The sequence below is a fragment of the Marinobacter sp. CP1 genome (assembly GCF_001266795.1).
Lineage (GTDB): Bacteria > Pseudomonadota > Gammaproteobacteria > Pseudomonadales > Oleiphilaceae > Marinobacter > Marinobacter flavimaris.
Window position 1 is genome coordinate 649,460 of record NZ_CP011929.1, and the last position, 21,661, is coordinate 671,120.

Annotated in this window: 18 protein-coding genes; 13 read left to right on the top strand and 5 right to left on the bottom strand. The window is 58.3% G+C overall.

The genetic code is table 11. The features are described from left to right. Positions 1-182: 182 nt before the first annotated feature. The gene (locus tag ACP86_RS03015; RefSeq protein WP_014577825.1) at positions 183-842 is read right to left on the bottom strand and encodes a TetR/AcrR family transcriptional regulator; all 660 of its coding nucleotides are present in this window, start codon (positions 840-842) and stop codon (positions 183-185) included. Between the two features lie 106 nt (positions 843-948). Between ACP86_RS03015 and ACP86_RS03020 the strand changes: the two genes are divergently transcribed. From ACP86_RS03020 to ACP86_RS03055, 8 genes are all read left to right on the top strand, one after another. After that, on the top strand, positions 949-2,745 hold the full coding sequence (locus ACP86_RS03020; protein ID WP_053112731.1) for an acyclic terpene utilization AtuA family protein: 1,797 nt from the start codon (positions 949-951) through the stop codon (positions 2,743-2,745). A 150-nt stretch (positions 2,746-2,895) separates the two neighbouring features. Then, positions 2,896-3,762: an SDR family oxidoreductase gene (locus ACP86_RS03025; RefSeq protein ID WP_008174073.1), complete on the top strand. Its 867-nt coding sequence runs from the start codon at positions 2,896-2,898 to the stop codon at positions 3,760-3,762. A 10-nt stretch (positions 3,763-3,772) separates the two neighbouring features. Next, entirely contained in the window at positions 3,773-5,389 is a 1,617-nt protein-coding gene (locus ACP86_RS03030) for an acyl-CoA carboxylase subunit beta (RefSeq protein ID WP_008174071.1), read from the top strand. Between the two features lie 378 nt (positions 5,390-5,767). After that, positions 5,768-6,928, top strand: a complete 1,161-nt coding sequence (locus ACP86_RS03035; protein WP_053112732.1) for an acyl-CoA dehydrogenase family protein — start codon at positions 5,768-5,770, stop codon at positions 6,926-6,928. A gap of 22 nt (positions 6,929-6,950) precedes the next feature. Then, complete coding sequence (locus ACP86_RS03040) at positions 6,951-7,772, top strand: enoyl-CoA hydratase/isomerase family protein (protein WP_053112733.1); 822 nt, start codon at positions 6,951-6,953, stop codon at positions 7,770-7,772. 152 nt (positions 7,773-7,924) lie between these two features. After that, positions 7,925-9,895 carry an acetyl/propionyl/methylcrotonyl-CoA carboxylase subunit alpha gene (locus ACP86_RS03045; RefSeq protein WP_053112734.1) on the top strand — a complete coding sequence of 657 codons (1,971 nt, stop codon included), beginning with the start codon at positions 7,925-7,927 and terminating at the stop codon, positions 9,893-9,895. After that, on the top strand, positions 9,892-10,719 hold the full coding sequence (locus ACP86_RS03050) for an SDR family oxidoreductase (protein ID WP_008174063.1): 828 nt from the start codon (positions 9,892-9,894) through the stop codon (positions 10,717-10,719). The genes ACP86_RS03045 and ACP86_RS03050 overlap by 4 nt, the downstream gene beginning before the upstream one ends. Before the next feature lie 63 nt (positions 10,720-10,782). Then, complete coding sequence (locus ACP86_RS03055; RefSeq protein ID WP_053112735.1) at positions 10,783-12,609, top strand: long-chain-acyl-CoA synthetase; 1,827 nt, start codon at positions 10,783-10,785, stop codon at positions 12,607-12,609. Between the two features lie 347 nt (positions 12,610-12,956). On the opposite strand, the gene ACP86_RS03060 is transcribed toward ACP86_RS03055, so the two are convergent. Beyond that, a complete protein-coding gene (locus ACP86_RS03060; RefSeq protein ID WP_008174060.1) occupies positions 12,957-13,937 on the bottom strand; it encodes an NADPH:quinone oxidoreductase family protein in 981 nt (326 codons plus the stop codon). Positions 13,938-14,083: 146 nt separating this feature from the next. After that, on the bottom strand, positions 14,084-14,650 hold the full coding sequence (locus ACP86_RS03065) for a BLUF domain-containing protein (protein ID WP_008174059.1): 567 nt from the start codon (positions 14,648-14,650) through the stop codon (positions 14,084-14,086). A gap of 193 nt (positions 14,651-14,843) precedes the next feature. Between ACP86_RS03065 and ACP86_RS03070 the strand changes: the two genes are divergently transcribed. The 5 genes from ACP86_RS03070 (at position 14,844) to ACP86_RS03090 (ending at position 19,527) form a co-directional block, all read left to right on the top strand. Beyond that, positions 14,844-15,461: a trimeric intracellular cation channel family protein gene (locus tag ACP86_RS03070; RefSeq protein WP_008174057.1), complete on the top strand. Its 618-nt coding sequence runs from the start codon at positions 14,844-14,846 to the stop codon at positions 15,459-15,461. 151 nt (positions 15,462-15,612) lie between these two features. Beyond that, positions 15,613-16,911, top strand: coding sequence for an NCS2 family permease (locus tag ACP86_RS03075; RefSeq protein ID WP_008174056.1), 1,299 nt, complete (start codon positions 15,613-15,615; stop codon positions 16,909-16,911). Between the two features lie 30 nt (positions 16,912-16,941). Further along, on the top strand, positions 16,942-17,484 hold the full coding sequence (locus ACP86_RS03080) for an adenine phosphoribosyltransferase (protein WP_008174054.1): 543 nt from the start codon (positions 16,942-16,944) through the stop codon (positions 17,482-17,484). Between the two features lie 23 nt (positions 17,485-17,507). Next, positions 17,508-18,170, top strand: coding sequence for a fumarylacetoacetate hydrolase family protein (locus ACP86_RS03085; RefSeq protein ID WP_053112736.1), 663 nt, complete (start codon positions 17,508-17,510; stop codon positions 18,168-18,170). Positions 18,171-18,219: 49 nt separating this feature from the next. Beyond that, a complete protein-coding gene (locus ACP86_RS03090; RefSeq protein ID WP_008174049.1) occupies positions 18,220-19,527 on the top strand; it encodes an ABC1 kinase family protein in 1,308 nt (435 codons plus the stop codon). Positions 19,528-19,530: 3 nt separating this feature from the next. Here ACP86_RS03090 and ACP86_RS03095 read toward each other — a convergent pair whose 3' ends face one another. Next, positions 19,531-20,208, bottom strand: a complete 678-nt coding sequence (locus ACP86_RS03095; protein WP_008174047.1) for an SIR2 family NAD-dependent protein deacylase — start codon at positions 20,206-20,208, stop codon at positions 19,531-19,533. After that, positions 20,208-21,611, bottom strand: a complete 1,404-nt coding sequence (locus ACP86_RS03100; protein WP_053115447.1) for an FAD-binding oxidoreductase — start codon at positions 21,609-21,611, stop codon at positions 20,208-20,210. Before ACP86_RS03100 ends, ACP86_RS03095 begins: the two co-directional genes overlap by 1 nt. Between the last annotated feature and the right edge of the window lie 50 nt (positions 21,612-21,661).

Here is a 21,661-nt window from a genome sequence, read left to right on the forward strand (position 1 = left end):
TTTTGTTTGCCCGATCTGAAGTCGGTTTTTGTCAACGGGTGCAAGAATGCGGTGAAAACTGTCCTACAAAAATGGCTCGAATGCCGATTTTGTTATGCCGATCGGGCCAATGGCCCAGAAGGAAAGGAATTTGCCAGAATATTATTGATATAAAACAATGACTTTTGAAAACGGCAATCCGCTTACAGAGCCATCATTGCCATTACCTGATCGGTCAGGCCATCCAGTGTCAGCCCTCCCCGCTCCGGTTTGTACCAGGTTACTGTCCAGCTGAGAGCGCCAGTCAACATCCGTCGAACAACGAAGGGATCCGCCTCCAGCGCGCCCTCGCGCTTCAATGATTCCAGCACATCCAGCCACAGTTTCTCGTAGATGTCCCGAAGCTCCAGCACTTCGCCCTGGGACGGGGCCGACAGGCTCCGCCATTCAAATACCAGGACCGCCATCGCTTCGCCGGTCTGGCCATTGATAGATTCAAGTTCCGCGCGGATCAGTCCACGAAGCTTCTGCCTGCTGGTATCGGCGGCCTCCAGAGCCGCCTGCATCAGCGCGGTGTTCAGCCGGATGGTTTCTACCATCACTGCCTTGAGAATCTCTTCCTTGGTTCGAAAGTGGTGGAACAGGCTGCCTGACTGAATACCCACGGCAGCGGCAAGATCACGAACTGTAGTGCGCTCGTAGCCTTTTTCCCGGAAAAGCCGTGCCGCTTCAGTGAGCAGACGGCCGCGAGCGCCTTTGGGGTCTGACACAAGGTTTTCTGCGATCAGGGACTGGAGGATCTGGTTCTGGCTCACTACGGCTACCCGGTTGGCATAAGAGGCCTTTAATTCTACCTGAAACATGCCTGTTTACAAACCAAGCGCTTGCTTGGTATTGTCATCTCCATCGTGTGGCAAAACCGCCACCGCTCCCGTTTTCAATCAGCAATCATTTACAGGGCACAGGAAGATGGCTGAATCCCCCAACACTGTTCGCATCGGATGCTCCGCCGCCTTCTGGGGCGACACGGAAACGGCTGCCGCGCAGCTGGTCCACAAGGGCAATATCGACTATCTGGTGGCCGATTATCTGGCCGAAATCACCATGTCGATCATGGCGGGCCAGAAAATGAAGGACCCGTCCCAGGGGTATGCGCGGGATTTCGTACAGACGGTCATGGGCCCCTTGCTCGGTGACATCAAGGAAAAGGGCATTCGGGTGCTGGCCAACGCCGGCGGCGTCAACCCGGTGGCCTGTCGTGACGCCCTTCAGGCTCTCTGTGAAAAAGCCGGCGTGGACATGAAGATCGCCCTGGTTCTGGGCGACGACCTTCTGATGAAAAAGAAAAATCTCGCAGATATGGGCGTCAAGGAGATGGGTTCCGGCCAACCGATGCCCGCAATGATGGTCAGCCTGAATGCCTATCTGGGAGCGCCAGGTCTGGTTGCGGCTCTGGAACAGGGCGCGGACATCGTTATTACCGGCCGGGTGGCAGACAGTGCTCTGGTATTGGCACCGCTGGTGCACGAGTTCGGCTGGAGCTGGCAAGACTACGACAAACTGGCGCAGGGCAGCCTGGCCGGGCATCTGCTCGAGTGCGGTGCCCAGGCCACCGGCGGCAACTTTACCGACTGGGAAGCGGTAGCTGGCGGCTACGCCAACATGGGATTCCCGATAGCCGAAGTGAGTGCCAACGGCGACTTTTTTATCACCAAGCCCGAAGACACCGGCGGGCTGGTTAGTCGTGGCACAGTTGCGGAACAGCTGGTCTACGAAATCGGTGACCCAAGGGCCTACCTGCTGCCTGACGTTACCTGCGATTTCACAGGTGTAGAGCTGGAGGAAACCGGTAAAGACCGTGTACAGGTGCGGGGCGCACGGGGGCTACCACCCACCGACAGTTACAAGGTATCGGGCACCTGGCCGGATGGTTTCAAGTGCACGGTTACCTTCCTGCTGGCAGGCATGAATGCCAGGGCCAAGGCCCAGACTGTCGCACAGGCCATTCTGGCCAAGACCTCACGCATGTTCAGCGAACGTGGCCTGCCTGATTACAGCGAAACCAGTATTGAGCTTCTGGGTACGGAAACGACCTACGGTGCTCATGGCCGTGGCGAGGATTGCCGCGAAGTAGTGGTCAAGATCAGCACCGCCCATGCCAAGAAAGAGGCCCTTGTACTGTTTTCCCGCGAGATTGCCCAGGCAGCCACGGGTATGGCACCGGGCATCACCGGGATTGTGGGTGGCCGACCGACCGTGTGGCCGAAGATCCGGTTGTATTCATGCCTGGTGCCGAAAACGGAAGTCGATGTGTCCGTGGATCTGGGCGGCGAGCGGCAAACCGTTGGAGTCGAAACCAGCGGCGGTTTCGATAACAGCGACCTCCAGCCCCAGTCGTTCACACACGAGACAGACGAAACAGATACCACTGTGCCGCTGGTGAAGCTTGCCTGGGCCCGCAGCGGCGACAAGGGCGACCACACCAACATTGGCATAATCGCCCGCAAACCGGAATTTTTGCCGTTCATTGAAACCGCGCTAACGGAAGCGGCGGTTGCGGACTGGATGGCCCATACCCTGAATCCGGAAACCGGCCGGGTGACCCGCTGGGCCATGCCCGGGCTGAAGGCCATCAATTTCCTGCTGGAGCACAGCCTTGGCGGCGGTGGCGTGGCCAGCCTGCGGATTGATCCACAAGGGAAGGCGTTTGCGCAGCAGCTATTGGAGTTTCCGGTGCCTGTTCCTTCTGGTCTGGTTAAAGATTGATTTATTGGTGCATGCACTCTGGTTGATAGCGCGTTCCGGGACACGCCGTGAATACATCCATGTAGGCTTGATCGCAGCATCCTTGCTGCTCACAGTCCCGAAACGCGCTACCAACCAGAGCGCCAGAACTTTGAAAGGGTCTTCGTTACTATGAGCTATCAGTCTGTGTTTCATCCCGACTTGTTTAAGGGCCAGGTGTATATTGTTACCGGCGGCGGTTCTGGTATTGGCCGGTGTACGGCCCATGAACTCGCTGCCCTGGGCGCACGGGTTGCCCTGGTCGGCCGCAAGGCCGAGAAAGTGGAATCTGTGAAAGCAGAGATCACCGAGGACGGCGGCATTGCGTCCGCCCATGTCTGTGATATCCGTGAAGAGGACTCGGTCAAGGCCACGGTGAAGGCGATCATTGCCGAACACGGAGGCCTGAATGGTTTGGTGAACAATGCCGGCGGGCAGTTCCAGGCGCCGCTGACCGGGATCAACCAGAAGGGCTGGGAGACGGTGGTTCGAACCAATCTGACCGGCGGCTTCCTGATGGCACGGGAATCCTACACCCAGGCGCTGTCAAAAACCGGGGGCGCTATTGTAAATATCGTGGCCGATATGTGGGGTGGTATGCCCGGCATGGGACACTCCGGCGCCGCCAGGGCCGGCATGGTGAACTTTACCCAGACAGCCGCCGTTGAGTGGGGCGCGTCCGGGGTTCGTGTAAACGCAGTCGCTCCGGGCTGGATTGCCTCCAGTGGCATGGATAACTACCCCGAACACATGAAGCAGTGGATTCGCAGCCTTGGTGATAACGTCCCGATCAAACGCATGGGCACCGAATCCGAAGTCAGCTCGGCCATCTGTTTTTTACTCAGCCCTGGCGCAGCGTTTATCAGCGGGGATTGTCTGCGGATCGACGGCGGTGCGTCACAGGGAGGTCGGGTCTGGCCGCTACCGAAAGCCAAGAACAACGAACCCTACAACGGCTTTCACCGGGCCATCACCCCGAAAGTTCTGAGCGACGACTGAGGAGCCGACCATGCAGGTACTTGAATCCACGGTAAGCTCCACGTCCGAGGACTTCCGCACCAACGCCGAAGCCATGGACGCCCACATCACCACGTTCCGGGACGTTGAGCAAAAGGTTCTGGATTTGGCGGAAGCCGCCCGGGAGAAGTTCATCAAACGGGGCAAGCTGCTCCCGAGGGACCGTATTAACCGGTTGCTGGACCGCGGCACGCCCTTTCTGGAACTCTGCTCCCTGGCAGGCTACAAGATGCACGACGACAAGGACGGCAGCCTCGCCGGCGGCGGGATCATCGCCGGTATCGGTTATGTGAGCGGCATCCGCTGTCTGGTGGTGGCCAGCAACAGCGCCATCAAAGGCGGCACCATTACCCCTGCCGGCCTGGACAAGACGCTGCGCCTGCAGCAGATCGCCATGGAAAACAAGCTGCCGGTGGTATCCCTTTCCGAGAGCGGCGGCGCCAACCTGAACTACGCCACTGATATTTTCGTGCTAGGTGCCCGGGGCTTTGCCAATCAGGCGCGGATGTCCGCGGCCGGCATTCCCCAGGTCACCGTGGTCCACGGCAACGCCACGGCTGGCGGCGCCTACCAGCCGGGCCTGTCCGACTACGTGATCGTGGTGCGCGAACAAGCCAAGATGTTCCTGGCCGGCCCACCACTGCTGAAGGCAGCAACCGGCGAAGTTGCCACCGATGAGGAACTTGGCGGCGCGGAGATGCATGCGACCGTGGCAGGAACGGCAGAGTACCTGGCCGAAGACGACGCCGATGGCATCCGCCAGGCCAGAAACATCCTCGAAGCCCTGCCCTGGAACGAGCAGCTGCCACCCCGGCGCGAACTTCAATGGGAGGAACCGCTCTACCCGGCCGAGGAGCTGTTGGGTGTCATCCCGGCGGATTCCAAAAAGCCCTACGATGTGCGCGAAATCCTCGCCCGCATTGCCGACGGTTCAAAGTTCATGGACTTCAAGAACGAGTTCGACGACCAGACCGTCTGCGGCACCATCCGAATTGAAGGTCATTCAGTCGGCATCATCGGCAACAACGGCCCGATCACCCCGGCTGGATCCGCCAAGGCCGCCCAGTTCATCCAGCTCTGCGACCAGGCCGGAACGCCCCTTTTGTTCCTGCATAACACCACCGGTTTCATGGTGGGTACTCACTCAGAGCAGAACGGCATCATCAAACACGGCTCGAAAATGATCCAGGCTGTGGCCAACTGTCGGGTGCCAAAGGTCGCAATTGTCATCGGCGGTTCCTATGGTGCAGGTAACTACGCCATGTGCGGACGTGGCCTGGACCCGAGGTTCATCTTCGCCTGGCCCAACAGCCGAACCGCGGTTATGGGGCCGGCACAGGCAGGCAAGGTGATGCGTATCGTAGCTGAAGACAAGCAGCGCCGCGGCGGCATGGAGCCGGATCCGAAGACACTGGATTTTCTGGAGCAGGCCACGGCGAAGAAACTGGAGGAAGGCTCAACGGCGCTGTTCGGAACGGCCAGATTGTGGGATGACGGGCTAATCGACCCGCGGGATACGCGGCGCGTTCTGTCCCTGGTTCTGGACGTTTGCCGGGAAGCCGAGGCTCGGCAGTTGCGGCCCAATACCTTTGGTGTGGCCCGCCTGTAGGCCTTCGAGCTTTGGGGCTGGAACCGGGGCGGAGGGCTTCCCAAAAAACGCCCGTAAATACGTCCCTGTAGGGCTCGGTCGCGCCATCCCTGGCGCTCCACGTTTTTGGGAAGCCCTCCGCCCCGGTTCGGGTCAACCACGAGTTATCGTTTTGGAAGAACAAAACTGCCAGCAGGCAGCATCAAATTTACAGACATAGGCAGGTGTGTGGGGCCGCTTCCAGAAAATGTCGGCGGCCAAGGATGGCCGACGCCAAGCGCACATGGATGTGCTCGTAGCGGTTTTCTGGAAGCGGCCCCACCCACCTGCCACCCAAGCTAAAGAACGTGCACCTAACAAAATAAGGCACGAACTCTCTAAAAGCAGGAGAACAAGAACGTGAAATTCACAGCCGAACACGAAGCCCTTCGAAAAACCATCCGCGATTTCGTCGAGAAGGAAATCAATCCCCACTGCGACGAATGGGAAGCCGCCGGGGAATTCCCGATTCATGAACTGTTCAAAAAGCTCGGAAACCTCGGAATCCTCGGGATCCAGAAGCCCGAAGAATACGGTGGTATGGGGCTGGATTACAGCTACAACCTCGTGGCTGCGGAAGAGCTTGGCATGGCCCATTGTGGTGGTGTGCCGCTGGCCATCGGGGTTCAGACCGATATGTGTACCCCGGCCATTTCCCGGTTTGGTTCCGATGAACTGAAACGCAGTTTCCTCGCGCCGGCCATTGCCGGCGACATGGTGGGATGTATTGGCGTCAGTGAAGTTGGCGCAGGTTCTGATGTAGCGGGAATGAAAACCACTGCCAAGAAAGACGGCGACGACTACATCATCAACGGCTCCAAGATGTGGATTACCAACAGCCCCAAATCGGATTTTATCTGCCTGCTGGCCAACACCTCGGACGACAAGCCCCACAAGAACAAGTCCCTGATTATCGTGCCCACGAAAACGCCGGGCATCTCCTTCAGCCCGCATCTGAACAAGCTCGGCATGCGCTCTTCCGAAACCGCGCAGATTTTCTTTGACGACGTCCGTGTGCCCCAGCGCTACCGGATCGGCGCCGAGGGCACCGGCTTTATGATGCAGATGCTGCAGTTCCAGGAGGAGCGGATCTGGGGCGCGGCGAACGTTATCAAGGCGCTGGAGAACTGCATCACCAAGACCATCGAGTACTGTCGCGAGCGGAAGACCTTCGGCCAGCCACTGATCGACAACCAGGTAATCCACTTCCGCCTGGCCGAACTGCAAACCGAAGTCGAGGCCCTGCGCGCCCTCACCTACCAGGCCTGCGAGCTGCACGTCGAAGGCAAGGATGTGACTCGCCTTGCCTCCATGGCCAAGCTCAAGGCCGGGCGTCTTGGACGTGAGGTTACAGACAGCTGCCTGCAGTACTGGGGCGGTAACGGTTACATGTGGGACAACCCGATCTCCCGGGCGCATCGGGATGTTCGGCTGGTCTCCATCGGCGGTGGTGCCGACGAAATCATGCTGGGAATTATCTGCAAGATGATGGGCACCCTTCCGGGCAAGAAGCGCGACTAACAAACGGACGGTGGAGTCACTTATGGACCAAGTACCACATTGCGAAACACTGATTCTGGAAAAACAGGGCCCCACCCTGTTTATCACCATCAACCGACCAGACGTGCGCAACGCCATGAGCCTCGAGATGGTGGCGGAACTGTCCGCGGTGTTCACCCAGATTGAAAACGACCTGCACATTCGCGCCGTCGTCATCCGGGGCGTCGGTGGGCACTTCTGCGCCGGTGGTGATATCAAAGACATGGCCGGAGCCCGCGGCCAGAAAGCGGCCGAGGGTGAGGCGGACCCGTTCTATCGTCTGAACCGCGCTTTCGGTCAGATGATTCAACAGGTCAACGAATCCTCGAAAGTGGTCATCGCGATCACCGAAGGCGCCGTCATGGGCGGTGGATTCGGTTTGGCCTGCGTTTCCGACGTCGCCATCGCCGGGCCGAGCGCCAAGTTCGGCATGCCGGAAACCTCCCTCGGCGTGATTCCAGCCCAGATTGCGCCGTTTGTGGTTGAACGAATCGGCCTCACTCAGGCCCGGCGGCTGGCCCTGCTCGGTTTGAGAATCGATGCGAACGAAGCATGCAGTCTTGGCATCGTTCACCAGGCGGCTTCTTCAGAGGATGAACTGGAAGAGATGCTGACAAGCGCTCTGGATCGTGTCCGCCACTGCGCACCGGTTGCCACGGCAGAAACCAAAGCGTTGCTACACAGGGTTGGCCATGAACCCATGAGCGGTTTGCTGGACAGCGCGGCTGAAAAATTTGCGGAAGCCATCCGGGGAAGCGAAGGAACGGAGGGCACCATGGCCTTCATGCAAAAACGTCCACCAGCCTGGGCAAGCGAATCGGACTGATGCGGAGCGAGGGTGAGTGCCGTCTGGCTTCCAGAAAATGTCGGCGGCCATGGATGGCCGACGCCAAGCGCACATGGATGTGCTCGTAGCGGTTTTCTGGAAGCCAGACGGCACTCAGCCTCGCGGCTTACTCCAAAGGAGAGAACAAGAACATGTTAAAGAAACTACTAGTAGCCAACCGCGGCGAAATCGCAGTCCGCGTCATCCGCACCGCGAAAGCCCTTGGTTACCGCACCGTAGCTGTCTACTCCGAGGCCGACGCCAGGGCCATGCACGTGGAACTGGCCGACGAGGCCGTCTGCATTGGCCCGGCACAGGTATCCGCCTCCTACCTGAACAGCGATGCAATTCTTGAAGCCGCCCGCAAAACCGGCGCCGACTGCATCCACCCGGGTTACGGCTTCCTCTCCGAGAATGCCGCCTTCGCCAACGCCTGCAAAGACGCCGGCCTGGTGTTTGTTGGCCCTCCCGCCTCGGCCATCGAACTCATGGGCAGCAAGCGCCGATCCAAAATCGCCATGCAGGAGGCCGGCGTGCCAGTGGTGCCTGGCTATGAAGGCGACAACGCCAACGACGACGAACTGATCACCGCCGCCAAAGACATCGGCTACCCCCTCATGATCAAAGCCTCTGCCGGCGGTGGTGGCCGCGGCATGCGCCTGGTTGAGAGTGAATCCGAACTGGCCGACAACATCAAACGGGCCCGTTCCGAATCAAAACAGGCCTTCGGCGACGACGAACTGATCCTGGAAAAAGCCGTGATTGAGCCCCGCCACGTGGAAATCCAGGTGTTTGCGGATCGCCACGGCAATGCGGTCTACCTCGGCGAACGGGACTGCTCAGTACAGCGCCGACACCAGAAAGTAGTGGAAGAAGCACCCTCCCCCTTTGTCACGCCGGAACTACGACAGGCCATGGGTGAGGCTGCAGTCAAAGCGGCTCTGGCCTGCAACTACGAAGGCGCCGGCACCGTCGAGTTCCTGGTCGACAAGCACCGAAACTTCTACTTTCTGGAAATGAACACCCGCCTGCAGGTAGAGCATCCGGTCACCGAACTCATTACCGGCCAGGACTTGGTCGCCTGGCAGCTCAACGTGGCTGAGGGACGCCCGCTGCCGCTCGGCCAGGACGATATTCACCTGAATGGCCATGCCATTGAGGTTCGACTCTATGCAGAAGACCCTGCCCACGGATTCACACCCCAGACCGGACCGCTATACGCCTTTGAACCAGCCGAAGGCGAAGGTTTAAGGTTTGATACCGGGGTACGATCTGGAGATGCTATCACTCCCCACTACGACCCGATGCTGGCAAAAGTAATTGCCTGGGGCCAAAACCGGGATGAAGCCCGCCGGCGGCTGATCCGCTCGCTTGAGGACACAACCGTGTTCGGCGTGACCACCAACCGCCATTTCCTGAGCCGGATTATCGCAGACGAGACTTTCGGGGCCGGCGGGGCGACCACGGCCTTCCTGCAGCAGGCCTTCAAGGACGATCCGTCCCTTCAGCCGCAAAACCTGACCATTCGCCAGTTGGCCCTGGCCGCCTGCGTGCTCGACCATGACATTTCGGGCCAGAGCGCCTGGAGCAATGCGCCGGCCACCATGACCCCCATCAAGCTGGAAACCGGCGACACCACTGTCGAGCTACTGGTGACCCGCAGCGGCAGCCGGTTGTCTGTCAGTATGGGCGAAACCCGGCATTCCCTGGTACTTGAGAGCCAGAGGGATGGCCATTTGTGCATTATCGACAGCGGCGTTCGTCAGGCCTGCCAATATCACCGCCAGGGCGATTCCCTATATTTGCAGGCGTTCGGGCAATCCTGGTCGGTGCGCGATGTTACCCACCAACCAGCCAGGACTGCTGGTGGCGCGGGCAGCGGTCGCATCCAGGCGACCATGGATGGTGCCATCATTGATGTGTTAGTTGAAGCTGGTCAGAGCGTTCACCAGGGCGATACGCTGGTGATACTGGAAGCCATGAAGATGGAGCATCCGGTAAAAGCAGACCGCGACGGCAGAGTCGCCGAGATTCTTGCGAGCAAAGGCGACCAGGTAAAACGCAGTCAGTTACTGGTCCAGATAACCGCCAACGAGACGGCCGAACAGGAGAACGAGGCATGAGTACCATGCGTGATCGTACCGTTTTTATCACCGGCGCCAGCCGTGGCATCGGCCGGGCCATCGCCCTCGCCGCCGCCCGTCAGGGCGCGAACGTAGTGATTGCCGCCAAATCAGACACGCCTCATCCGAAGCTGCCAGGCACGATCCATACGGTGGCGGAGGAAGTTCGGGATGCTGGAGGCAAAGCGCTACCGCTGGTTCTGGATGTCCGGGATGAAAAGCAGATCCGCCAGCGCATTGATGAGGCCGGCGAGCATTTTGGCGGCATCGACGCACTGGTAAACAACGCAGGCGCCATTCGGCTAACCGGTGTGGAAAACCTTAAGGTCAGCCGGTACGACCTGATGCATCAGGTCAATGCCCGGGCCGTCATGGCCTGCAGCCAGGCCGCACTGCCCTGGCTGAAACAGTCGGACCGGGCTCACATCCTGAGCCTGTCGCCGCCTCTGAATCTGAATACCCGGTGGTTCGCCCAATATGGCCCCTATACCACCACAAAATACGCCATGACCATGCTGAGCCTGGGCATGGCGGAGGAGTTCAGGCGGTACGGCATTGCGGTTAACACGCTGTGGCCGAAAACGCTGATTGCCACGGCAGCCATCGAATTTGAAGTTGGCGGGCCCCAGATGATGGCCCAGGGCAGGAAGCCGGACATCATGGCCGATGCTGCTGTCAGCATCCTCAACCGGTCGTCTGAGACTATGACTGGTCAGACCCTGATCGACGAGGACCTGCTACGGCAGGACGGTATCACCGACTTCGAGCATTACCGGTATGAGCCGGGCGATAAGCCCCTGATGCCGGACCTGTTTCTGGACTGAACCCGAGGCATGCGTTGTTCCGGGTTCAACGTCCACACAATAAAAGGGACCAATGGAAACACCATGAGCCAAGACAACGTATCCGCACTGGACATTGCCCGCAGCCTGCCCGGAATATTCCGGCGTTTGCCGGCCATAACCCGGGGGCTGTATTACTATGCCCTGAAAAACGAGAACCGTGAGCTTACGCTCGGCACACTCATCGAGAACAACGCCCGGAACCTGGGCAGCCGGCCCGCCATTCTGTTTGAAGACCGCTCGATCACATGGAGCGAATTGAATGGCTGGGCTAACCGCATCGCCCGCTACCTGCAGGACCAGGGGCTTGCCAAAGGGGATGCCATTGCGATCTTCCTTGAAAACCGCCCCGAATTGCTGGCCGTGGTAGCCGGCGCAGCCAAACTCGGGGTCGCCTGCGCCATGCTCAACACCTCCCAGAGAGGCAAGGTACTCGAACACAGCATCAACCTGATCGAGCCCAAAATGGTGGTGGTTGGCGAGGAACTGATCGAAGCGTTCGACGGCATAAAGACAGATCTCAAGACCGCCCATCCCCAGCCATTCCAGTTTCTGGCAGACACCAACACGCTGAACGCCTTTGGGGACGCACCGACCGGTTACGCCAACATGGCCGCGCAGGTCAGCACCTTCAACAGCGACGCCCCGGTTCTGAGCGATGCGCCGAAAATGGGCGATACCGCCATCTACCTGTTCACCTCCGGCACCACCGGCCTGCCCAAGGCCGCCCCGGGCTCACACCGCAAATTTATAATGGCCTACGGCGGGTTTGGCCTGATGTCTCTGGCCATGAAGCCGGAGGACGTTCTTTACTGCACGCTCCCCCTTTATCACGGCACCGCTCTGCTGGTCTGCTGGGGGTCCGTCCTGGCCGGCGGCTCCGCCATTGCCCTGCGCCGCAAGTTCTCCGCCAGCGCCTTCTGGGACGACGTTCGCTATTACCACGCCACCACCTTCGGCTACGTCGGCGAACTCTGCCGCTACCTGCTGAACCAGCCACCCAGCAAACAGGACCGGAACCACAGCCTCACCAAAATGATCGGCAACGGCCTCCGCCCCTCCATCTGGAAGGAATTCAAGCAGCGCTTCGGGATAGAGACAGTCGCAGAGCTCTACGCCTCCAGCGAAGGCAACATCGGCTTCAGCAACTTTTTCAATATGGACAACACCGTGGGCTTTTCCACCGCCCCCTACAAGCTGGTGAAATTCCACGACGGCACACGGGATCCAGTTCGTAACGAAAAAGGCTTCATGCAGGAAGTCGCAAAAGGCGAGCCCGGCCTGTTGATCGGCGAGATCACCAAGAAATGGTCGTTCGAGGGTTACACCCAGAAAGAGGCCACGGAAAAATCGATCCTCCGCAACGCTTTCAAGAAGGGGGACGCCTGGTTCAACACTGGCGATGTCCTGAAGGAAATCGGGTGCGGCCACCTGCAGTTCGTCGACCGTATGGGCGATACCTACCGCTGGAAGGGCGAAAACGTCTCAACGACGGAAGTGGAAAACATCATCGACGGCTCGGGGATGGTCGAGGAAGCCATCGTCTACGGCGTCGAGATCCCCGGCTCCAACGGTAAGGCCGGCATGGTGACCCTGGTTCCCCACAGTAATGGCCAAGAGTTCGATGTGAACAGATTATTCGCCTATCTGCGGGACAATCTGCCGGCCTATGCAGTACCGGTGTTTGTGCGCATCACCCACGCCATCGAGAAAACCGGAACCTTCAAATACCGCAAGGTGGATATCCAGAAGCTGGGCTATTCGCTTAGGGACGGCGAGGAAGTCTATGCCTGGTTGCCCGGGACTGATGGGTATACCCTGCTGACGCCGGAGCTGGTTTCGGAGATTGACTCGGGTTCGGTCCGGTTTTGATGATTGGCCTTTTGTCTGGGCCCTAGCCTTATGGATTAGCGGATTGGTGAGGGTGGGCACCTCCTCCCAAAAACCGCTACAAGCACGTCCGTGTGCGCTTGTTTCGGGCCGTCCATGGCCCTCTACATTTTTGGGAGGAGGTGCCCACCCTCACCACCGGGCTATTGCGTTATAGTCTTGATACTCAGAGATACCACTGATTCCAGAAGTTGCCGGTTGGAAGCACTTCCCAAAAATGTCGGCGGCCATGGATGGCCGACGCCAAGCGCACATGGATGTGCTCGTAGCGGTTTTTGGGAGGTGCTTCCAACCGGCAACCTCCCAAAGCTTTCAGGCTTCGATAAAACTCAGGAGCCGACTTTAAGCACAACCTTGCCAGTCGCTTTGCGTTCAGTAAGGGCTCCAAGGGCAGAGGCGTAATCCTCGAAGTCATAGACGGCACTGATCTTCGGATCAATCTTGCCCTCGGCATAGAGCTTCATCAGCTCCATCATGTTCTGGGCGCTGGCTTCCGGCTCGCGTTGAGTGAAACTGCCCCAGAATACGCCAACAACGGAACAACCTTTCAGAAGAGTCAAATTTGCCGGGATTTTCGGAATCTCGCCGGCCGCGAAGCCGATGATCAGGTGGCGGCCATTCCAGGCCATGGCGCGGAGAGCCTGTTCGGTGAAGTCACCGCCTACGGGGTCGTAGATGACATCCACGCCTTTGCTGTGAGTAAGCTTCTTCACCGCGTCTTTAAGAGGCTCTTCGGCATAATTGATAAGCTCATCGGCGCCAGCTTCCTTGGCAACCGCTAGCTTTTCCGCCGAACTGGCGGCTGCAATAACCTTTGCGCCCATGGCCTTGCCGAGCTCAACCGTTGCCAGGCCCACGCCACCGCTGGCGCCCAGAACCAGAAGCGATTCGCCAGGCTGAAGGTTGCCGCGCTGCTTGAGGGCATAATAGGAAGTCCCATAAACCATGGTGAAGGCCGCAGCCTTCTCGTCGGACATGCCATCGGGGACGGGGAGAAGATTCTGCTCCGGCACGATGACTTCTTCGGCAAAGGCGCCATAACCTGTCAGCCCAGCAACACGGTCGCCTACCTTGAAGCGGGTTACCTTGTCGCCAACCTCGATAACCTCACCCGCCATTTCGCCACCCGGGGAAAAAGGCAGGCTTGGCTTCAACTGATATTTGTTCTCGATGATGAGGGTGTCCGGAAAATTCAGGCCGGCGGCTTTAACGCGCACTTTGACACCGCGGCCTTTCACTTCGGGGCTGGGAACTTCTTCGATGACCAGCTTCTCGGCCGGACCATATTCCTTGCAGAGGATGGCTTTCATGAGTGCTCCGTTTTTGTTCGATCGGATTCCAGGCGACAGGCGCCTGTGATTGTTATCCGTCAAGCTAAACAGAGTCTTAACATGAAGCAAATAAAGTTCTTTTATCTAAGCGCATAAGCGGCGCTTATTTCTCAGAGCGAGTCCATTCAGAGCATGGTCCCGCCGATCACGAGAGCGCCAACCAAAACCACCCCGGCCACAATCAGGCCAGTTTTCATTCCTGAGGACAGCACCTGAGGCGCGTCGCCGACAGATTTAGGATCATCACGGGTAGACAGATTCTGTTCCTGGCTGGAGTTGCGAACGAGCTCGATCATTTTCTCGCACTGTTCAGAGGTGAACGCGGCCGGATCAAAGGATTCAAGTCCCTGATCATCCAGAAATGCCCGAACGTCCCTCGAAAGCGGCACGTATTTCATGGACCAGTTACTGAACGTTCGGCTCTTCAGGGGCTCTTCTATCAAGGTGACGATGTTGCGGTGGCGGTCATCCTTCAGGATCCTGTCATACGTGCGACGGACGGCGTCCTCTTCACCTTCCAGATACTGGAAAAACCGGTCGTTTCCGTAGTAGAGGCCACCGACCAACTGGTCTTTGGCATTGTTCTTACGGGAGGTCATCAGAATTCGTGCAACGTGGGGTTCAACACCCTTTTCCACCGGTTTGGCTTCAAACGTGGCTTCACTGGCATAGGCCAGGCGCATCAGGGACATAGCAACTCCGTACAACAGGATACAGGTAAGTTGAATGCAAGATACGTTCAGAACTGTCGCTATGGATCACAGTCCGGAGGCCCGCGCTTCCTGACACCTATCTGGCCTCAGGTGAAAGCCATCCGCTTTTTCGCTATCCTGCGCGCTTTGACTTTAGGCATCCGGCCACTCCTGGCCTATCTCGGGGCTCGCCATGATCGACATCATCTACGTGCTTGAAATGGTTGGAATCGTCGCGTTTGCGATTTCCGGCATGATCGTGGCGCGCTCCAAAAATATGGATCCTGTGGGCGTATTTACCATCGGCTTCATCACGGCACTCGGGGGTGGCACCCTGCGCGACCTGATCATGGACAACCACCCTCTTTACTGGATCAAGCACGAAGAGCAACCGATGCTGATTCTGGCCATGGCGGTTGTCTTCAGCTATTGGAAAAAAGCAGAGCGGCTGCGGGAGTCAAGAATTGTGTTCCCCGACGCCATCGGACTCGGCGTTTTTTCCATCCTTGGCGCCCAACTGGCCCTGGATCTGGGACATTCCTGGTTTGTCGCTTCCCTGCTGGGAGTGATGACAGGCACCTTTGGCGGCGCCCTGCGGGACACCCTCTGTAACGAGGTCCCCTATATTTTTCGCAAAGACCAGATCTACGCCTCGATTTCATTTGCCGGATGCTGGCTGTACTTTGTCTGCCAGTGGTTCCTCGACAACGAGGTCCTGCCGCTGACCATTGGCCTGCTTTTTATCGTCATCGTGCGGATGTTGGCGGTCCGCTTCGATATCCGGCTCCAGCGTGACTCTCACAGCAACTAACGCCACATTCGCTTTGACGAACTGTCAATCATCCCTTGGCCTCAGGAGGCTGAGCCGGTAATATTGCCGTTTTTTCACGCAATTCAAGAATTCCGTCCAGACCAGACCCCCAAACACAAACTTTCAGCATCCTGTGAGGCAGACACCCGTCATGCTTGAACGACTGTTCCAACTCCAGGCCCACGGCACCACTGTTCGTAAAGAAGTGGTTGCGGGCATTACCACCTTCCTGACCATGGCGTACATCATCGTGGTCAACCCGAGCATCCTGTCATCGACCGGCATGGATTTCGGGGCTGTCTTTGTTGCTACCTGTCTTGCAGCCGTGATCGGCACCCTGATCATGGGGCTATGGGCCAATTACCCGATCGCCATGGCACCAGGCATGGGGCTCAACGCCTTTTTCTCCTTCACGGTCGTCGGCAGCATGGGCTACAGCTGGCAGATAGCGCTCGGAGCGGTGTTCATTTCCGGCTTCCTGTTCTTCCTGCTGAGCATCTTCAAGGTGCGGGAATGGATCATCAACAGCATTCCCATGTCCCTGCGCTTCGGCATCTCCGCGGGCATTGGCTTCTTCCTGGCCCTGATCGCCCTGAAGAATGCCGGCATTGTTGTGGATCACCCCGCCACGCTTGTGGGGCTGGGTGAAGTGAAAGTGGCAGAGAGCCTGCTGTTTTTCGGCGGCTTCGTGCTGATTTGCGCACTGTCCTTCCGCCAGGTAACCGGCGCCGTCATGATTGGTATTATTGCGGTTACCGGCGTAGCCATGGCACTGGGAATGGTGGAGTACAACGGTCTGGTTTCAGCACCCCCGAGCATAGCGCCGACGTTCATGCAGCTGGACCTGGCGGGCGCCCTGAATATCGGCATGATCAGCGTGATCTTTGCGTTTCTGTTCGTCGATCTGTTTGATACATCCGGCACCCTGATCGGCGCCGCACAGCGCGGTGGTCTCCTCGACAAGGACGGCAAACTGCCGCGCCTCGGCCGGGCCCTGATGTCGGACTCGGTTGCGACCATGTCCGGTGCCGCCCTCGGCACCTCAACCACCACCAGCTACATCGAATCCACCGCGGGCATCTCCGCCGGCGGCCGAACCGGCCTGACCGCTGTCGTGGTTGCCGCGCTGTTTCTTGCTTGTTTGCTGCTGTCACCGATCGCCAGCATCATCCCTGCCTACGCCACCGCACCGGCACTGCTTTACGTGGCGGTTCTGATGGCCAGCGGCCTCAAACTGATTGATTGGGAGGATGTCACTGATGCGGCCCCGGCTGTTGTCACCGCCCTGATGATGCCTTTGACCTTCTCCATTGCCAACGGCATCGCCCTGGGATTCATCACCTACGCCATTCTGAAGGCACTCAGTGGCCGCTGGGCAGATCTGAACGCCAGTGTTGTTATCATTGCGGTTGTGTTTGTTCTGAAATTCATTTTCCTGGATGCGGCCTGATCCGCTTCCAGGGCATTAAACGGAACGTTTATGGATTATTTTTCTGAAAGCATCAAAAAGGCCATTCGCACGGTCCCGGACTGGCCAAAGCCGGGCGTGGCCTTTCGCGATATAACCACGGTACTGCAGGACAAGACTGCCTTCCGTAAACTGATTGATGCCTTCGTACACCGCTACCACGGCCACAAGATTGATGCCGTGGCAGCGGTGGATGCGCGCGGCTTTATCATTGGCTCGGCACTGGCCTATGAGCTCAACGCGTCCCTGGTACTTGTCCGCAAAAAAGGCAAGCTGCCGTTCGATACGCTGGTGGAGGACTACGAGCTTGAATACGGTACCGCCTCCGTGGAGCTACACAAGGACGCGTTCAAGCCGGGCGACAACGTGGTTCTGGTGGATGATCTGATTGCCACTGGCGGCACGATGCTCGCCGCGACCCGTCTGATCCGCAGGATTGGCGCGGAAATTGTGGAAGTGGCAGCCATGATTGATCTGCCCGATCTCGGCGGCTCCCGCAAGCTGCAGGACGAAGGCCTTCAGGTTTATACTGTTTGCTCGTTTGAAGGGGAATAATCAACAGCAATCAGGAGGCGACCATGCCGGATTACCAACACCACTGGAAGGATGGCACACCCGTCCATCTGCCACTGGGAAAGATCGTCTGCATTGGTCGCAACTACGCCGAGCATGCCCGGGAGCTCAATAACCCGGTGCCGGATGAACCGCTGCTGTTCATCAAACCCGCAACCTCGGCGGTGCATATCACCCGTCCCCTGGATTTTCCAAGAGACCAGGGGGCGGTTCACTTCGAGACCGAACTGGCGGTTCTGATCGGTCGCCCCTTGACCCGAGCTTCAGCCAGCGAAGCCGAATCCGCAATACTGGGCTACGGTCTGGCACTGGACCTGACTCTGCGGGATCTACAGGGCAAACTCAAAGAAAAAGGCCAGCCATGGGAAAGAGCGAAGGGGTTCGATGGTGCCTGTCCGCTTTCGCCGTTTGTCGCGGCCGATAAGTTTCCCGATGCCCCCATTCACTTCACAATGGACATTGATGGCAACCGCCAGCAAACCGGCGATACCGGCGATATGCTCAACCCCATCATTCCCCTGATCGCTCACATCAGCAGCCAGTTCACTCTGCTGCCCGGCGATGTGGTGCTGACAGGAACACCAAAAGGCGTGGGCCCGCTGGTTTCTGGCCAGACCCTGTCGCTTGAACTGGAAGACCTGCTGTTCGTGGAGACCAAAGTGGTTTAACGTGCAGGGCCGGCTAAACCCAAATCCGGTCAAAGGCGTACATCTGTTTATGGCAAAGAAACCGGTAACCTCCCGACGTGGTCGCTTCTTCAAACTCGCTGGCATGACTGCCTCTGTGGCAGGGCAATATGCCGGCCAGCGTGCGCGCCGCCTGTTCCGCTCAGAAAATGACGAGGGCGCGCAGAGCGAAAGCTACACACGCATGGCCGACCAGATCGCCGATACCCTGGGCGAGCTGAAAGGGGCGGTCATGAAAGTCGGGCAAATCGCTTCCCAGACCCAGGACTTTCTGCCCAAGGAATTCTCGGACGCGCTCGAGAAGCTTCAGAAAGAAGCCCCGCCCATGCCTTTTGAGGTCATCGTGGGGCAGATCGAATCGGAACTGGGCAAACCGGTCTCCGAGCTTTTCGAGTACCTGCAGGAGACACCCTACGCTGCGGCTTCCATCGGCCAGGTGCATCGCGCCAGACTCCACGATGGCACCGATGTTATTGTGAAAATCCAGTACCCCGGCGTGGACGAATCCTGCGATTCAGATCTCAAGCAACTGCGCATGGCACTGAGATTGGGCGGCCTGCTGAAAATGCCCAAGGAGTCGGTCGACCGGCTGTTCGCCGAAATCCGGGAGCGACTGAAAGAAGAACTGGATTACGAGAACGAAGCACGAAATATCGAACTCTTTCGGGAGTTTCACAAGGATCAGCCCTGGGTGCTCATCCCTTCCGTGGCGAAGAGCCACTCAACCCGACGTGTCCTGACGATGGAACTGGTTGAGGGAGATCACGTCAGCAAGGTTACGAGAGACCGGTACGACCAGGACACCATCAACCTGATAGGTCACCGGATCTTCATGCTCATGGCGGACCAGCTTTTCCGTTTCCAGTGCATCCATGGCGATCCCCACGCCGGCAACTTCGCCTACCGGCCTGATGGCTCCATCGTCATGTACGACTTCGGCTGCGTAAAGAAGCTGAAACCGGAAATCATCGCCGCCTACCGCAACGCCCTGGTTTCTGCCCTCGAGGAAGACTACGAAGCGCTTGACCGTCATCTGATTGACCTGGGCGCGCGTGTCGGAAGCCAGCCAGCCGTGGATGAAGCCTACTACGCTATGTGGCGGGACATTCTGGTGGTGCCCTTCGAGGATCGGGAGGTGCCCTATAACTTCGCAGAAGCCGACATCCACAAGCGCGTGGCCGAGAAAACCAGCACCGTGTTCAAATACCTCGACTACTTCAAGCCGCCGGTGGAAAGCATCTTTATCGACCGGATGATTGCCGGTCATTACTGGATGCTGAAGCGGCTGGGTGTTCAGGCTGCGTTCAGGGAAGAACTGGAAAGGTACCTGAAAGCCTGAACCCTACAGGTAATGGGCAACCCATTCGGCAACACCCTCGACGGCACCCTTGCGAATAAACCGGGCCCGTGACACTGACGCCGGCTCGCCCGGGTCAATCACGGTGATGGGGACATCTCTGTCCACTTCGTAAACCAGTCCTGCAGCCGGGTATACCTGCAGAGACGTTCCCACGATCAGCAGGTGATCGGCCGTGCGGACAACTTCTGCAGCCTTGTCCAGCATGGGCACTTCCTCGCCAAACCAGACAATATGAGGACGAAGCTGGGCGCCACGGTCGCAGGTGTCGCCAGGGTTAATATCACGATAACCGATGTCATAAACCAGCTCCGGATATTTTGAACTGCGCGCCTTGGTAAGCTCACCGTGAAGGTGAATGACGTTGCTCGCGCCACCCCGTTCGTGAAGATCGTCCACGTTCTGGGTGACCACGGTGACCCGGTAGCGCTGCTCAAGCTCCGCCAGCAGCTGATGGGCCCGGTTCGGCTGGGCAGAGGCGAGCTGGCGGCGTCGGTCATTGTAGAACCGCAGCACCAGCTCCTGATTGCGCGCAAACGCCTCGGGCGTAGCCACATCGTAGACGCTGTGCTGCTCCCACAACCCACCGTTGTCCCGGAAGGTGGAGAGACCGCTTTCGGCGCTTATGCCCGCGCCTGTCAGCACTACGATATGATCCTGCATCAGTCGAAAATCTTGCCCGGGTTCATGATTCCGTTGGGATCGAATACCTGCTTGATTCCCCTCAGGTAAGCGATTTCTGCCTCGCTACGGGTGTACTGCAGATAAGGCTTCTTGGTCATACCCACGCCGTGCTCGGCTGACACGCTGCCCTGATAGCGCTCGACAATCTCGAACACCCATTTGTTGACCTGTTGGCACTTCTCGAAGAAATCCTCGTTGGCCATGTCCTCTGGCTTGAGGATATTCAGGTGCAGGTTGCCATCGCCGATGTGCCCGAACCAGATAATCTCGAAATCCGGATAGTGCTCGGTGACCACGGCATCAATTTCCTGCAGGAAGCCCGGCACCTTGGATACGACCACGGAAATATCATTCTTGTAGGGCGTGCGGGGCGCGATGGACTCGGAAATGCGCTCGCGCAGTTGCCAGAGGTTCTGGGCCTGGGTTTCGCTCTGGCTGATCACGCCATCCAGCACCCAACCGTTCTCCACGCATTGTTCAAACAGAGCCATGGCATCGTCCATCACCTGATCGGAGACAGATTCGAACTCCAGCAGCGCATAATACGGCGCCTCGGTTTCAAACGGCGCCTGAACCTGACCGTGGGCCAGCACGTGTCCCATGGCTTGATGGGAGAAAAACTCGTAGGCGGTGAGATCAATCTTTTTCTGGAAAGTCTGCAGCACATCCATGGTGTTGGTCAGGTCATTCAGACCCAGCACCAGCACCGTCAGGTTATCCGGCTTCCGGGACAATTTCATGGTGGCTTCGGTAATAAAGCCCAGTGTGCCCTCAGCGCCGATGAACAGATGACGCAGATCGTAACCCGTGTTGTTCTTCTCAAGATCCTTGTTCAGATCCAGAATATCGCCCTTGCCGGTCACGACCTTGAGGCCGGCAACCCAGTCCCGGCTCATACCATAGCGAATTACCTTGATACCGCCGGCGTTGGTGGAGAGGTTGCCACCGAGCTGGCTGGAACCGGCGGAGGCAAAATCAACCGGATAGTAAAGACCGTTGTCTTCAGCACAATTCTGCAACTGCTCGGTCACAACACCGGCCTGACACCGAACCGTCCTGTCGCTGGCATTGAAGTCCAGAATCTGGTTCATATTGTCGAACGCCACAACCACCTCACCATTGGCGGCCACAGCACCGGCACTCAGACCTGTTCGGCCGCCAGAGGGCACCAGTGCCACCTGATTCTCGTTGGCGAACTTCACCAGCGCCTGCACCTGCTCGGTGGTCTTGGGCAACGCGATCGCCAGGGGCTTGGGCGGGTAGATCTTGGTCCAGTCCTTGCCGTAGGTGTCCAGATCCGCCGGATCGGTCAGTACTTTACCGGGGGCGTCACCGGAAGCCATGAGGTCTCTGAGGGAAGCAATGATCTGTTCGGGATTCATGGATTTTTCGGTCTCGTCAGGTTTGGGCCGGAGCATCCTGCAACAGGAAT

Excerpts from the sequence above, each read along its gene's own strand:
- ACP86_RS03015 (WP_014577825.1), bottom strand. The coding sequence starts at position 842 with ATGTTTCAGGTAGAATTAAAGGCCTCTTATGCCAACCGGGTAGCCGTA.
- ACP86_RS03075 (WP_008174056.1), top strand. The coding sequence starts at position 15,613 with ATGCTTGAACGACTGTTCCAACTCCAGGCCCACGGCACCACTGTTCGT.
- ACP86_RS03085 (WP_053112736.1), top strand. The coding sequence starts at position 17,508 with ATGCCGGATTACCAACACCACTGGAAGGATGGCACACCCGTCCATCTG.
- ACP86_RS03020 (WP_053112731.1), top strand. The coding sequence starts at position 949 with ATGGCTGAATCCCCCAACACTGTTCGCATCGGATGCTCCGCCGCCTTC.
- ACP86_RS03070 (WP_008174057.1), top strand. The coding sequence starts at position 14,844 with ATGATCGACATCATCTACGTGCTTGAAATGGTTGGAATCGTCGCGTTT.
- ACP86_RS03025 (WP_008174073.1), top strand. The coding sequence starts at position 2,896 with ATGAGCTATCAGTCTGTGTTTCATCCCGACTTGTTTAAGGGCCAGGTG.
- ACP86_RS03040 (WP_053112733.1), top strand. The coding sequence starts at position 6,951 with ATGGACCAAGTACCACATTGCGAAACACTGATTCTGGAAAAACAGGGC.
- ACP86_RS03060 (WP_008174060.1), bottom strand. The coding sequence starts at position 13,937 with ATGAAAGCCATCCTCTGCAAGGAATATGGTCCGGCCGAGAAGCTGGTC.
- ACP86_RS03095 (WP_008174047.1), bottom strand. The coding sequence starts at position 20,208 with ATGCAGGATCATATCGTAGTGCTGACAGGCGCGGGCATAAGCGCCGAA.
- ACP86_RS03055 (WP_053112735.1), top strand. The coding sequence starts at position 10,783 with ATGAGCCAAGACAACGTATCCGCACTGGACATTGCCCGCAGCCTGCCC.
- ACP86_RS03090 (WP_008174049.1), top strand. The coding sequence starts at position 18,220 with ATGGCAAAGAAACCGGTAACCTCCCGACGTGGTCGCTTCTTCAAACTC.
- ACP86_RS03045 (WP_053112734.1), top strand. The coding sequence starts at position 7,925 with ATGTTAAAGAAACTACTAGTAGCCAACCGCGGCGAAATCGCAGTCCGC.
- ACP86_RS03030 (WP_008174071.1), top strand. The coding sequence starts at position 3,773 with ATGCAGGTACTTGAATCCACGGTAAGCTCCACGTCCGAGGACTTCCGC.
- ACP86_RS03080 (WP_008174054.1), top strand. The coding sequence starts at position 16,942 with ATGGATTATTTTTCTGAAAGCATCAAAAAGGCCATTCGCACGGTCCCG.
- ACP86_RS03050 (WP_008174063.1), top strand. The coding sequence starts at position 9,892 with ATGAGTACCATGCGTGATCGTACCGTTTTTATCACCGGCGCCAGCCGT.
- ACP86_RS03100 (WP_053115447.1), bottom strand. The coding sequence starts at position 21,611 with ATGAATCCCGAACAGATCATTGCTTCCCTCAGAGACCTCATGGCTTCC.
- ACP86_RS03065 (WP_008174059.1), bottom strand. The coding sequence starts at position 14,650 with ATGTCCCTGATGCGCCTGGCCTATGCCAGTGAAGCCACGTTTGAAGCC.